The sequence below is a fragment of the Acinetobacter sp. WU_MDCI_Abxc222 genome (assembly GCF_025514755.1).
Lineage (GTDB): Bacteria > Pseudomonadota > Gammaproteobacteria > Pseudomonadales > Moraxellaceae > Acinetobacter > Acinetobacter geminorum.
The window spans coordinates 476537-490518 of sequence record NZ_JAHPVG010000001.1 but is presented as its reverse complement, the minus strand read 5'-3'; the positions used below and the strand labels follow the sequence as shown (position 1 = coordinate 490518).

The following is a 13982-nucleotide window of genomic DNA, read 5'->3' as shown; positions in this document are numbered from 1 at the left end:
ATTAAAAGATGAAAAAATTAATTTTAGCTGCAGCTTGCGCTGCGGCCTCAGGGACTATTTTTGCAAATTCTTCAGATACCACAGAACAAAGAATTAATTTGCTAGAAACCGAGCTGCAAAAATTAAAAGCAGAACTTGCTGCTCAGAAACAAACTCAAAATAATTTACAGGTCAAACAGGTAAAGATTGAAGAGAACATCGAAAAAACTAAAGCAACGGTAACAGAAAAGCCTGTTGCTCCTTCGTGGGTCACTTGGACGGATAATGTTAAGGTTTACGGTATCGCTCGTATTGATGCAGCGGTTGATTTTAAATCATCACCAGACTCGGGCGGTAGAACAACTAGCAGTCTGTACCGAACACCTTTTGAAAGTGAAAAACGTTCAAACCATGCACGTTCCGATGCCATGATTAATGCAAGCCGATTGGGCGTTTATTTTAATAGCCCAAATAAAGCTGTGACGGGAAATATTGAAGCTGATTTCTTTGATAGCTCTAACATGGGCACAGGAGATGGTAAATTCCGTATTCGTCATGCATTTTTCACTTATAAGGATTGGACTTTTGGTCAAACATGGTCACTCATGTCTAATATGGAAACTCGTACAGAAGCTGTGGATTACACGCAATTTGTAGGAACTTCCTATACGCGTACTCCTCAAATCCGGTATGACTGGAAAATCGATGCCAATAATGATTTAAAAGTAGCCTTGGAATATACAGGTTCGAGAGTCTCGGCATTTCCGACTTTAACGGGTCGCTATACTTATAAACAAGGTCCTTTAACGGCACTTGCTCAAGGCTTTATTAATGAAAAGTCTACAGATGTGGCAACTGCCACGGTGAAGAAAGTAAGCTGGGGGGCAGGAGGCGGCTTAAAATATCAACTCACGCCACAACAATCGGTACAAGCAAATTATCAATATATTGTCGGTGATCAAAAATTTATGCCATACACCACCCAAAGTGGGTTGGCAAATTCAGCAAGTTTAAATGCCGCGGGTGATTTTTCTTTAAACGAAGACAAAACAGATTTGGTTATGAATAAGTTGAATAGCATCAATATTGGTTATTCATATAAATTTAATGAGCAATGGCGTGCAAACTTATCGGCTTCAATGTTTGATTATGATGATGACACGGCTTATGCCAAACTTAACCCAGATGCTAATAAACGCTTAACGGACTACGCAGCTAACGTTTTCTATTCACCAATTGAGCAAATGGATATTGGTATGGAATATCATCAAGGCAAACGAGAAGTATTTGATGGCAGAACCGCTGATGTGTCACGCTTAAACTTTGTATCGATGTATAAATTCTAAAATGGGACGTAGTTAAAAATGGAAAAAATAGTTGAGCCCAATGCAGAAAATATACTGTCAAAAAGCTTTATTTTTATCATGGCAATGACATGTGGCATTTGTGCGGGTTCAAACTATTATAACCAGCCCTTAATCTATTCCATTGCAGAAGCATTAAAAGTCAATGCCGATCAAGTCGCCTTAACTATTGTGATTAGCCAACTGTCCTATGCAGTTGGCCTTTTTATATTGGTTCCCTTAGGCGACTTTTTTGAAAAGCGCAGTTATATTTGCTTGCTCATGTGTTGTACGGGGCTTGCCCAAGTAGGGCTATCTTTAAGTCAAACCTTGCCAGCTTTATATGGCTTTACCTTTTTAGCTACATTCTTTTCGATTGCAACTCAAGTTTTGGTTCCTTTCGCCGCAGGTTTAGCCAGCCCGAAAAAAAGCCCTCAAGTTGTAGGCACTCTCATGAGTGGTTTGTTCTTAGGAATATTATTGGCGCGCTCTATTGCAGGCTTACTTTCTACAGTTTGGTCTTGGCATGCGGTTTATTTAATTAGTGGAATTGTCATTTTGGTATTTGCTTGGGTGATGTGGGTGAAATTGCCAGTTGCGCGTAAGTCTCACCAACTCAATATCTTACAGATTTATGGTTCACTATTTTCATTAGCTGTTCACCAGCCGCATTTATTACGCCGTGGTTTTGCTGGTGGAATTGGCTTTGGAATTTTAGCTCTGATTTTTACCACTATGACTTTTATTTTGGCGAATGAGCCTTATCACTTTAACGATTTCCAGATTGGTTTATTTGGGATTGTTGGATTGGCAGGTGTATTTGCGACTCCTTGGGCAGGTAAGAAAATTGCAGCGGGTCTTGAAAATAAAATTGCAGTGATTTGCATGGGGTTATTAATAAGTGCATGGATACCACTATTTTTTGCCCAGCAGTCTCTGCTTGCCTATGCTGTTGGTGTAATTATGGCGTACTTTGGTTTGTCGGCATTTCATGTACTCAACCAAAATTTGGTCTATCGAATTTCGGCTGAGGCGCGTTCCCGTATTAATTCAATTTATATGACTTTATATTTTGGTGGAGCCGCCTTAGGTTCTTTTATTGCGGTGTATGCTTGGAAACACTGGGGATGGGAAGCATGTGCTGCCTTAGGTTTAGTGATGGCATTGGTGAGTTTTACGATTGATCGTTTAGATTTTTATGAAATGAATAAGATTGCAAAGCCAGAAAAAGCTCCATAAACAGGAGCTTTAAAATTTTATTATTTGCGAATAATCATTAAGGTTGCCGAGGCAAAAGCATACACTTTGCCGTTTTCATCTACGATTTTACCTTCGGTACTAATAATATTGCGACCCGCATTAATTAACTCGGCTGTCGCATAGTAAGACGTATCAACCTGCATAGGGCGAATCATTTTTACATTTAAATCAATGGTTCCATAACCAACGCCATGTTCAAGTAGGGTATGAGCTGCGCTGCCTGTCGCAGTATCTAAAGCTGTGGCGCAAAAGCCGCCGTGTACACCGCCTTGTATATTTCTATGTTCTTTGCGAGGGGTAACTTTATAAGTTGCTTTACCTTCGGAAACTTCAACGAGTTCCATTGGTATGGTGTGAGCCATAGGGGATGGAGAAACTTCACCATTTTTTAAAGCGGTTAAAAACTCAAGACCTGTGTATTTCGGGCTTTCCATAAATCGTCCTTGGATGATTAAGCAGTCTAATCACGATACTATAAATTGAATTTTTACGGAATAATATTTTGCAATACAAAATATGAATTTATTCTGATTAAGCAATATTAATTACTTTTTATTATATATTTTTATTTTAAAACATGTATTTGTGTTTTATCTCTATTTGTGAGTTACGATAATTTTATTAAATTAGTGAAAATGTATTTTGCTATAAGAAATTTTTTGATATTTTGGTGTGATTGAAACAATAAAAGTCTATCAAGGAAAAAACGATATCTGCCCCATGACACAGGCAGTGAAGTGAAAGGAAAAAACTATGCCTTTATACAAAGCTCCATTACGCGATATGCAATTTGTACTGCATGAAATGCTTCAAACAGAACAGAACTATCAAGGTTTAAGCAACTATCAGGAAAGCGTAAATCGAGAATTAATTGATCAATATTTAGAGGCGGCCGCAGATTTTTGTGAAAATGAGTTGGCACCGATTAACCAAAATGGTGATCAGGAAGGGTGCCATTTAAATCAAGGTGTAGTCACAACGCCGAAAGGTTTTAAAGAAGCCTACCAAAAATATGCCGAGCTAGGTTTTACTTCATTAACCGCCGATCCGGAATATGGTGGACAAGGCTTGCCGACATTGCTGCGGATCGCTATTTCTGAAATGTTATGTGGCTCTAATTGGGCTTGGGCGATGTATCCCGGCTTGTCTCATGGCGCAATGAGAACCATTGAGCATCATGGTACCGAGCAACAAAAACAAAAGTTTTTGACTAAACTCATTAGTGGTGTTTGGACCGGAACGATGTGTTTAACCGAATCACATGCGGGCTCGGACCTTGGGTTAATTAGAACTAAAGCAGAACCAAATCCTGACGGTAGCTACTCAATTACAGGCGAAAAGATTTTTATTTCAGCGGGTGAACACGATCTTTCAGAAAATATTATTCATATTGTTTTAGCCCGTTTACCTCAGGCACCCGCGGGGACTAAAGGTATTTCTTTATTTATTGTGCCTAAATTTAATGTGAGTGATGACGGTCAGGTGTTGGACCGTAATAAAGTTGTTTGTAGTGCGATTGAACATAAAATGGGGATTCACGGCAATGCGACCTGTGTACTAAATTTTGATGGAGCTAAAGGTTATTTGATTGGTCCTGAAAATCGCGGGCTCAATTGTATGTTTACCTTCATGAATACTGCACGCATTGGAACGGCAGTACAAGGGCTTGCTGCTTCTGAAATTTCATTTCAAGGCGCATTAAGTTATGCCAAAGAGCGTCTTGCTATGCGATCGCTATCTGGTCCTCAATATCCTGAGAAAAATGCCGATCCAATTATTGTGCATCCTGCTGTACGTTCGATGTTAATGACACAAAAAGCTTTTTCTGAAGGTGGCCGTGCGTTGGCTTATTTTTTGGCTCAGCATGTCGATATTGTGGAAAGCTCAAATGATCAGCAACAGCAAAAACACTCCGATGAATTACTGGCTTTTTTAACGCCAATTGCTAAGGCTTTTTTAACCGAGTCAGGTAATGAGTCTGCCAAGCATGGCGTTCAAGTATTTGGCGGTCATGGCTTTATTGTTGAGCATGGTATGGAGCAAATTGTACGTGATGCGCGTATCTCAACATTGTATGAAGGAACGACCGAAATTCAGTCTTTAGATCTGCTTGCACGTAAAGTCCTCAAGTCGGAAGGCAAACTTTTAAAGAACATGACTGATTTAATTGATCAATTTATTGGTCAACAGCAATCTAGTGAAACCCTGAAACCTTATCTAGAAAAATTAGCTGAGCTTAAACAGCAATGGCTGTCACTGACCAAAACTATTGCCGACAAAGCGAAGCACAACCCTGAAGAAATAGGGGCAGCTTCGGTGGATTATCTTTATTTTTCCAGTTACGTCGTGTTCGCTTATTTATGGGCTCGAATGGCACAAGTTGCCCATGAAAAATTAGAATCGGGTACACAAGAAGAAGCTTTTTATAAAGCAAAGTTAACGACAGCTAAGTTTTTCTATCAAAAGCTTTTGCATCGTACACAGAGCCACGCTGCTTCTATTGAGTCTGGAGCTGAATCTGTAATGGAACTTGATCAAGATGCTTTTGCATTTTAGTGAATAGGCATTTTTAAGATCACTGGGTGAAATTGACATGCAAAATTTTACCTAGTGATTAAATTTGTAATTTTAGACTCATGAGTTTTTGGTAGGAAAAACCAGTTGAGCCAAATAAATAGAGGGTTAACATAAGCATTAAAACGTGAATTTTCATCAAATATAGATGTTGGATAAGGACTACGGAAAGAAAATCATGAATGCTTATTATCAATTACTGAATAGAACAATTGGTCCTCAAGGTGAAGTTATTGCTCATTATTGCTCAACTGTTCATGCACAAGGGGCTTGGAACCCTCATGAACAGCATATGGCCCCTGCAAGTGGCGTAATCGCAGCTGAGTTAGAGCAATTTTCACCACGACAAGATATGCGAATTGGTCGAATTAGTTTTGATATTTTTGGATTGATTGCATTTGGTGAGTTTACGATTAAGACGCATGTGATTCGTGCCGGTAAAACCATTGAATTGATTGAAGCCGAAATGCAAGCACAAGGTAAAACTTGTATTGTGGCTAGAGCATGGCGCATGTGCACTCAAGATAGTTCCGAGATTGCGGGGCTTGAAGATCAGCCAGTTCATCATGCAGATACCTTTACAGAGTGGACAGGTATGAAAAGATGGCCAGGTGGTTTTATCCAGACATTAGTCACTAAAACGGATGATCAGCATCGTGCGGGCAAAGGGATTGTTTGGCTGAATAATGATAAAGAAATCGTGGAAGGGCAGCCGACCACAGATTTTGCGCATTTAATTGGCATGGTAGATGCGGCAAACGGCATTGTCCCAAGACAAGAAGGAGAATTTACTTGGGGCTTTCCAAATCTTGATTTGCAAATCCACATGCACCGTTATCCGCAAGGGAAATGGCTAGGTTTGGAAACCGTTCAGCAATATGGTTCGGATGGTATTGGTTTAACCAGTGCAGTTTTACATGATGTGTATGGTCCATTTGGACGAAGCGAGCAGATTTTGACTTTACGTAAAATGGCTAAATAAATTTTTGAGCCAATAAAAAAGTCATCCCTAAGGATGACTTTTTTATTTTCAGATTTAAATTTTAAGCAGTTTCTTAGCTACGTACTTTAATGAGTGTTGGAGTAAGTTCATCCCAACGTTGTTTTGCAGCGTCCATTGCTTTCATTTTGATATGACCATAACCGCGGACTTCTGCTGGTAATTTTGCAATTTGCTCAGCAACTGCCAAGTTATGATTGTCTGGTGCTTCAACAAGTGCTTCAACAAATGCGATGTAACGATCACGCCATGCTTGTTCGTGTTGACGTTCTTCTTGACGTGCAAATGGATCAAGGAAAGTTTCACGAAGCCATTGTAAGCGAGCAAGCATCATCATTGGGAAGCGCATCCAGTAACCAAACGCACGTTTACGGACATTTTTCAGGCCACCAAGTAACGCTGGTGGGGCAAGGTGATACGTTAAACGTAAGCCTTTACCGAACTGGGTTTCAATTGATTCTTTGAAGCTTTTACCTGTTAAAAGACGTGCAACTTCATATTCATCTTTATACGCCATAACTCTATAAAGCTGAGTTGCAATCGTACCTGTTAATTCTTCTGGTAACTTTTTAGCTGCTAGCTCTACAAGTGTACGGTATTTAGCTGCATAAGCTTCATTCCAGTAGTCTGTTAGACGAGCAGAACGGTCTTCAACAAGTTCAGCCAAAGTTTGCGGAGTTTTGGTTTTTGGCATTGCTGCAAGTAAACGAGCAGCTAAAGTTGGGTCACTTGCAAGATGACAACCCACACGGAAAGCTTCGAGGTTCTTTTCAACAGCCGTACCATTTAAACGAATTGCTTTTTCAATACTTTCACGCAGTAATGGAATACGACCAGATTGCCATGCCATACCGAGTAATAACTGGTTGGTATAGATTGAATCACCTAAGAGCTGAGTTGCAATTCGAGCCGCTGGCAGAGAAACCAGTTGACCTTGACGAACACGACCACGAAGACGATCAATTAAATCAGTAATAGGTGCATACCAGTCACGAGATTTGATAAATTCAGAAGTAGGGGTACTGTCTTCATTCACAATAACCAAAGCATCATCTTTTAAGCGAGATAGAGCAGCGCTACCACCAGCCACTACGGCATCTGCACCAATCAATAATTCACATTGGCCCGCGGGAATTTTTGTAGAAGAAATTTGCTCATCACTTGCTGCAAGTTGTACATATGAATAAACCGTACCACCTTTTTGGGCAAGACCTGCCATGTCCATAACACGGGTTGCTTTACCTTCTAGGTGAGCTGCCATACCGAGAAGTGCACCAATAGTTACAACACCTGTACCACCGATACCGCCAACCATAATACGACTTGGAACGTCATATAACTGAGGAATAACAGGTGATGTTGGCCAGCCTGCACCAATACCTTCAAATTTAGCTGGACGTTTCATATCACGTGTATGAACAGTCACGAAACTAGGGCAGAACCCTTCGGCACAAGTGAAGTCTTTGTTACAGCTACTTTGGTTAATTTGTCGTTTAGTCCCTAAAGCTGTTTCTACAGGTTCAATAGATAAGCAGTTTGATTTTTTCGAACAGTCGCCACAACCTTCGCAAATGTCACTATTAATGTATAAACGCTCAGCCGGATCAGGGTAGGCATCACGTTTACGACGACGGCGTTTTTCGCTGGCACAGGTTTGTACATAGATTAAAGCGGTGACACCTGTAATTTCACGAAGCTCACGTTGAACTGCATCGAGTTCATTACGGTGGCGAATTTCTACACCCGGTGCAATGCCGTCTTCTTCGTTTAATAGTTTAACTTCATCAGTTACGATGACTTGTTTTTTAATACCTTCGGCAGCAAGCTGACGAGTTAACTGCGCAACGCTCAAATGACCATCTACATGCTGACCGCCTGTCATAGCGACCGCATCGTTGTAGAGAATTTTGTAGGTAATATTAGTTTTTGCAGCGATAGACTGACGAATTGCCAAGTAACCTGAGTGGAAGTAAGTTCCATCACCAAGGTTGGCAAAAATGTGTTTTTCATTGGTAAATGGTGATGCACCCACCCAACTTACACCTTCACCACCCATTTGAGAGAACGTTTCGGTACCGCGGTCAAGTGAAACTGCAATATAGTGACAACCAATACCGCCTAACGCGCGACTACCTTCAGGAACTACGGTTGAAGAGTTATGTGGGCAACCACTACAGAAATATGGTTTACGTTCAGCAAGATCAATAACACGTTTTGATTCTTGCTCTGCTTTTAGTAATAAGTCGATTCTGCTTTGGATTTGTACTTTTAGGCTTTCTGGAATATCAAGTTTTAAGAAGCGAGCAGCCAGCATTTTTGCAATAGGTTCAGGCTGATACTCATAGTGACCAATGAGCGGTGCTTCTTCAATAGAGGTACTCCATTCACCTTTGCCGTCAGTTGCTTTACCAATGACACGAGGACGTTTGCCATCAGGCAGTGAATACAGCTCATCCTTAATTTGTGTTTCGATAATTGGACGTTTTTCTTCAATGACGATTAGCTCTTCTAAACCTTCGGCAAATTCACGAACACCTTGTGGTTCTAAAGGCCAAATCATCCCAACCTGATAAACACGTAGCCCAAGCTGTTGGGCTTTTTCATCTTCAATACCCAAAAAGCGTAAAGCTTCAATGGTATCTAAATAACCTTTACCACTTGCGGCAATACCAATACGGGCATTTTCACAAGGCCATGTAACGGTGTTTATTTTGTTGGCACGGGCATAAGCCAAAACAGCAGGTAAGCGATATTTATAAAGACGTTCTTCTTGCTGAATGCCATGATCTGGCCAGCGAATATTGACGCCGCCCTCTGGGAAATTAACATCTTCTGGTATAACCGGAGTAACACGGTCTAGGTCGACATGAACAGAAGCAGAAGTCTCTACAATTTCACTCACCAGCTTCATTGAAGACCAAAGGCCAGAAAAACGTGAAACAGCAATGGCGTGAACACCAAAGTCTAAAATTTGTTGAACGGATGTTGGGTAGAAAATTGGAATACCACAACCAATCATGACATGTTCGGACTGGTGAGGGATTGTAGAAGATTTACATGAGTGGTCATCACCAAATAAAGCAACGACACCACCACGTTCAGAGGTACCAGCTAAGTTAGCATGGCGGAGTACATCGCCTGAACGGTCAACACCCGGGCCTTTACCATACCACCATGAAGACACTCCATCATATTTGCCTTGGCCTGAAAGATTAACTTGTTGGGTACCCCAAATTGCGGTAGCAGCCAAGTCTTCATTTACACCAGGTTGAAATACAACATTATGGGATTTAAGTAATCCTTGAACTTGCCAAAGGAAACTATCATAGTTACCAACAGGAGAACCGCGATAACCAGAAATAAAACCAGCAGTATGATAACCATTCATCGCGTCACGGCGAGTTTGGGCAAGAGGCAACCGAACAAGTGCCTGAATGCCGGTCATATATGCTGTACCGTTATCACTTACATATTTATCTTCAAGTGACACATCCTTTGTTGCAATAATATTTGGAGTGACTTTTGTAGCTATATTCATTTATATCTCCTTAGAATTTTTAGTAGCTCGGACTACTTTCTTTTTTCAACATCCAGTTGAATATTTGGAGCAAGTGACATACGAAATAAAAAAAGATCGGTTCCTCTTCTTAAAAAGAATTAGTGCCAATGTATGTACATTTAGTCATTGTGGTTGATCTAAACTGGTGCAACAATCCGTAATTTAGGAAAACATATTTACGTTATGCGCAAAAATCTCGATGGTGGACTATTGCATGCAATGCATGCATTCCTGAAAGTGATTGATAGCGGGAGTTTCACAGCAGCAGCTGAGCAGATGGATCTGACCACAGCACAGGTTTCACGTCTTATCAGCGAGCTAGAAACACGCTTAGGTACAAAATTAATACAACGCTCAACGCGCCAGCAGGCACTGACCGATATTGGTGCGACTTATGCTGAGCGGTGTCGGCAAGTCATTTCAATGGTGGATGAAGCGGAGTCGGAAGTAACAGGAACAGCATCTAAACCCAAAGGCCGTTTACGTGTATTAAGCATGGGAAGCTTTGGGCATCATTATGTTTTTCCAGTGATGGCCGAATTTTGTAAGCATTACCCTGAATTAACTGTGGAATATACGACCTCACAGTACGTTCCAGATCTATTGGCAAAAGGGGTCGATGTCAGTCTTTATCTCACTGAATCATTAACAGATTCTCGGTTTGTTGCACGCAGAATTGGCACTATTTTTTCTGTTTTATGTGCTTCACCAGCATATCTAGAAAAACATGGTGTGCCTGAGTCCCCTGAAGACTTAAAAAACCACGCCTGTTTACGCTTAGTAAACCCATCTATTACACCAGATTGGCACTTGTTAAATGCAAAGGGTGAGTCTTACCAAATTGATACTGGCGGGCAACTCATTGCAGATAACCCTGAGTTATTGTTAGATGTGGTGCAACAAGATATGGGTGTGGCGTTATTGCCGATGTTTTCGGCTTTAGATGCGGTTCAAAATGGAAGATTATGTCATATCTTGCCAGAGTGGCGTTCGCCCGATATCGGAGTTTATACCTTGTTGCCTTCACGACATTTTATTGATGCCAAAACACGTGCATGGTTAGATTGGGTGGAAGAATATATTTCCCCAAGAATTGAAATGGATGCATCTTATTTTTATAAATAATGAGATAAATTTTTTAAGAACTACAATGGAAAAAGGATGAAGAATAATACGGATTAGAATAAAAATAGGGTAGAGAATGCTTCTGGTGAAAGAGGCATTTAATACATAGATAAATGATAAATTTTAAAAAAATAGTATGAGGGAATTAGTCCCAATTCCTGAATGAAATGAGATAAAGCTTAGATAGGATGATCTGGTACTTCGCCTAATATTAAGCTTTATACCAGATGTTGAGCTATTTTAATTTATGATTAGGCACACTTGGTTTGCCAATACGCATTTGCATAATTCGACAAGCTTTTTCGGTTCAATACGTTGCTAATATTTTGGCTGGCTTGCATCAATTTTTTTAAGTCAATGCCAGTTTCAAAGCCCATGTGTGACAGCAAATAAAACAGATCTTCGGTCGATACATTACCTGAAGCTCCTTTGGCATAAGGGCAACCACCGAGTCCTGCAAGAGATGAGTCAAAAACACGAATACCTTGCTGTAAAGACTGATAAATATTGGCAATCGCCATGCCATAGGTGTTGTGGAAATGCCCCGCTAAAACTTTACTGTCGAGTTCAGCAAGGCAGGCTTGCCAAACCTTTTGAACGCGATCTGGTGTTGCTGTACCAATAGTTTCACCTAAAGACACTTCATAACAACCCATGTCATAGAGCCGTTTCACAACTTTCACCACTTGTTCAGGTGCAATTGCGCCTTCATAGGGACAATCGACTATACAAGAGACATAACCGCGTACACGGATGTTATGGGCTTTTGCCGCGCTCATAACATCGCTAAATTTTTCAAAGCTTTCGTCAATTGAGCAGTTGATATTTTTACGTGTAAAGCTTTCAGAAGCTGCGGTAAATACCGCAACTTCTTTGCATCCTACTGCTTGAGCAGTTTCAAAACCTTTGATATTGGGGGTGAGCAGGCTAAATTGCACATCGCTTGTTTGTGGTAATTGCTTAAATAGCTCGTTACTTTGAGCCATTTGCGGCACCCATTTTGCCGAAACGCATGAACCGACTTCAATTGATTTTAGGCCTGCACTGATTAGGTCATTAATAAAGTTTAAGCGTTGTTCAACGGTTAAAGCCTGCTTTTCATTTTGGAGGCCATCTCTGGGACCGACCTCCACAATTTTGACAAACTCGCTCATGCAACTTCCTCCTGAGCAGGCTGAAATTCCACAAGTTCATCGCCAGCTTTGACCTGATCACCGACTTGGAAATAAGAGTCTACAATCACGCCGTCTTTAGGGGCGCGGATGGTATATTCCATTTTCATGGCTTCAAGCGTCATTAAAATATCATCTTTTTTAACGCTATGATTTGCGCTTACCAAAACTTGAGTGACTACACCCGGCATTGGTGCTTTTAGGTGGCCTTCATCGGCTTGGCTATCTGCTTGATTAAAGTCTTGGCGAATATAAGCAAATTTATAGCTTTGTCCATTTTGGAACAAGGTAATGCCTTGCTGACTTTGGTTAAAAGATAGCTTTTTCTGAGTCCCACCAATTTGAACAGATGCCATATGCGCATCAAGCAATTGACCTGAAATCGGGTAGCTTTGACCATTATATTCTGCGGTGAAGCCATGTTCATTTGAGGCAAATTTGATTTGAATATTTTGGTTTAAATAATTCAGTTTAATACTGTACTGATAGGCAATATTTAAACGCCAAAGCGGCTGAGCTTGCCAAAGCTGTTTTTGGCTTGAGCTGTTATTATTAAGTTGGCTTAAAAACTCAATAAATGCTGTGGCCACAACAAGTTCTGGTTTAATCTCTTCAGGGCTAAACAAGAAGTTTTGTTCACGTTGGATCAGGTTGGTATCAAGTTTGGCTTGTTTAAACGATTCGCTACGAACAATTTTCTCAAGAAAAGCAATGTTGTTACCTAAGCCGTCGACATGGAATTGGCTTAAGGCATGTTGCATTTGAATAAGCGCAGCTTCACGGTTTTTACCCCATACGATGAGTTTGGCAATCATTGGATCGTAATAGGTCGTGATTTCATCGCCTTCAACAATACCGCTGTCTACACGCACATATTGATTTTGCGTTGGGTAGTGCAGATAGTCAATTCTACCAATTGCTGGTAAAAAGCCTTTTTCTGGTTCTTCAGCGTAGATCCGCGCTTCAAGCGCATGTCCATGAATCTGCAATTCGTTTTGTAGTTTAGGTAAAGGTTCACCATAAGCCACACGAAGTTGCCATTCAACTAAGTCTTCACCTGTAATCATTTCGGTGACAGGGTGTTCGACTTGTAAGCGCGTATTCATTTCCATGAAATAGGCTGTACCGTCTTGTTCCACAATAAACTCAACTGTACCGGCACCGACATAATTTACCGCACGCGCAGCATCAATTGCCGCTTGGCGCATTGCATCTAGCTTTTCGCTTGGCATTTGTGGAGCAGGAGCTTCTTCTAGCACTTTTTGGTGACGGCGTTGTACCGAACAATCACGTTCAAACAAATGTACATAGTTGCCATGTGTATCACCAAACACTTGCACTTCAATATGGCGAGGCTGAATCACATAACGCTCAATCAAGACATCATCATTACCAAAGCTCGATTTGGCTTCACGTTTACAAGAGGCTAAAGCATGCAGAAAATCTTCACTGCGTTCAACCAGACTCATGCCTTTACCACCACCGCCAGCACTGGCTTTAATTAAAACAGGATAGCCAATTCGGTCTGCCTGTTGTTTTAAAAAGTCGGCATCTTGGTTGGTTCCGTGATAACCCGGTGTTAAAGGGACACCAGCTTTTTCCATTAAAGCTTTCGAGGTGGCTTTTAAACCCATCGCTAAAATGGCATCCACTGGTGGCCCAATAAAGCAAATGTTGTGTTGTTGGCAAGCGAGTGCAAACTGGTCATTTTCCGAAAGGAAGCCGTAACCTGGATGAACCGCTTGGCTACCTGTATCAATGGCAGCTTGAATAATGCGGTCAGCTTGTAAATAACTTTGAGTTGCAGGGGACTGACCAATATAAACTGCTTCATCTGCAAGTTTGACGTGTTGTGAATTTGCGTCTGCATCTGAGTAAACGGCAACCGTTCTAATACCTAATTTTTTAGCTGTGCGAATTACGCGGCAGGCAATCTCGCCACGGTTCGCAATTAAAATCTTTTCAAACAT

The 13982-nt window shown here is 41.0% G+C and carries 9 protein-coding genes; 5 read left to right on the top strand and 4 right to left on the bottom strand.

The annotated features are described in order from the left end of the window. The first annotated feature begins 8 nt into the window (after positions 1 to 8). Both dcaP and KTJ10_RS02340 read left to right on the top strand, forming a co-directional pair. Complete coding sequence (gene dcaP, locus KTJ10_RS02345; RefSeq protein WP_199976548.1) at positions 9 to 1325, top strand: outer membrane trimeric porin-like protein DcaP; 1317 nt, start codon at positions 9 to 11, stop codon at positions 1323 to 1325. Between the two features lie 18 nt (positions 1326 to 1343). Then, positions 1344 to 2561, top strand: coding sequence for an MFS transporter (locus KTJ10_RS02340; RefSeq protein ID WP_130118507.1), 1218 nt, complete (start codon positions 1344 to 1346; stop codon positions 2559 to 2561). 20 nt (positions 2562 to 2581) lie between these two features. Here KTJ10_RS02340 and KTJ10_RS02335 read toward each other — a convergent pair whose 3' ends face one another. Further along, on the bottom strand, positions 2582 to 3031 hold the full coding sequence (locus KTJ10_RS02335; protein WP_079284144.1) for a PaaI family thioesterase: 450 nt from the start codon (positions 3029 to 3031) through the stop codon (positions 2582 to 2584). Positions 3032 to 3335: 304 nt separating this feature from the next. On the opposite strand from KTJ10_RS02335, the gene KTJ10_RS02330 reads away from it, so the two are divergent. Together KTJ10_RS02330 and KTJ10_RS02325 are read left to right on the top strand one after the other, a co-directional pair. Then, a complete protein-coding gene (locus KTJ10_RS02330; RefSeq protein ID WP_199976549.1) occupies positions 3336 to 5138 on the top strand; it encodes an acyl-CoA dehydrogenase C-terminal domain-containing protein in 1803 nt (600 codons plus the stop codon). A 196-nt stretch (positions 5139 to 5334) separates the two neighbouring features. Next, positions 5335 to 6138, top strand: coding sequence for a thioesterase family protein (locus KTJ10_RS02325; RefSeq protein WP_262441253.1), 804 nt, complete (start codon positions 5335 to 5337; stop codon positions 6136 to 6138). 73 nt (positions 6139 to 6211) lie between these two features. Here the strand turns inward: KTJ10_RS02325 and KTJ10_RS02320 are convergent, their stop codons facing one another. Next, on the bottom strand, positions 6212 to 9694 hold the full coding sequence (locus tag KTJ10_RS02320; RefSeq protein ID WP_262441252.1) for an indolepyruvate ferredoxin oxidoreductase family protein: 3483 nt from the start codon (positions 9692 to 9694) through the stop codon (positions 6212 to 6214). A 204-nt stretch (positions 9695 to 9898) separates the two neighbouring features. Between KTJ10_RS02320 and KTJ10_RS02315 the strand changes: the two genes are divergently transcribed. After that, a complete protein-coding gene (locus tag KTJ10_RS02315) occupies positions 9899 to 10840 on the top strand; it encodes a LysR family transcriptional regulator (RefSeq protein WP_004793070.1) in 942 nt (313 codons plus the stop codon). Positions 10841 to 11091: 251 nt separating this feature from the next. Here KTJ10_RS02315 and KTJ10_RS02310 read toward each other — a convergent pair whose 3' ends face one another. Then, positions 11092 to 11994 (bottom strand): hydroxymethylglutaryl-CoA lyase, encoded by a 903-nt coding sequence (locus KTJ10_RS02310; RefSeq protein ID WP_262441251.1) that lies wholly within the window; start codon positions 11992 to 11994, stop codon positions 11092 to 11094. Further along, positions 11991 to 13982 (bottom strand): acetyl/propionyl/methylcrotonyl-CoA carboxylase subunit alpha, encoded by a 1992-nt coding sequence (locus KTJ10_RS02305; protein ID WP_262441250.1) that lies wholly within the window; start codon positions 13980 to 13982, stop codon positions 11991 to 11993. Before KTJ10_RS02305 ends, KTJ10_RS02310 begins: the two co-directional genes overlap by 4 nt.

Bases quoted from the DNA above. Each gene is read 5' to 3' on its own strand.
- dcaP (WP_199976548.1), top strand. From the start codon at position 9: ATGAAAAAATTAATTTTAGCTGCAGCTTGCGCTGCGGCCTCAGGGACT.
- KTJ10_RS02340 (WP_130118507.1), top strand. From the start codon at position 1,344: ATGGAAAAAATAGTTGAGCCCAATGCAGAAAATATACTGTCAAAAAGC.
- KTJ10_RS02330 (WP_199976549.1), top strand. From the start codon at position 3,336: ATGCCTTTATACAAAGCTCCATTACGCGATATGCAATTTGTACTGCAT.
- KTJ10_RS02325 (WP_262441253.1), top strand. From the start codon at position 5,335: ATGAATGCTTATTATCAATTACTGAATAGAACAATTGGTCCTCAAGGT.
- KTJ10_RS02320 (WP_262441252.1), bottom strand. From the start codon at position 9,694: ATGAATATAGCTACAAAAGTCACTCCAAATATTATTGCAACAAAGGAT.
- KTJ10_RS02315 (WP_004793070.1), top strand. From the start codon at position 9,899: ATGCGCAAAAATCTCGATGGTGGACTATTGCATGCAATGCATGCATTC.
- KTJ10_RS02310 (WP_262441251.1), bottom strand. From the start codon at position 11,994: ATGAGCGAGTTTGTCAAAATTGTGGAGGTCGGTCCCAGAGATGGCCTC.
- KTJ10_RS02305 (WP_262441250.1), bottom strand. From the start codon at position 13,982: ATGTTTGAAAAGATTTTAATTGCGAACCGTGGCGAGATTGCCTGCCGC.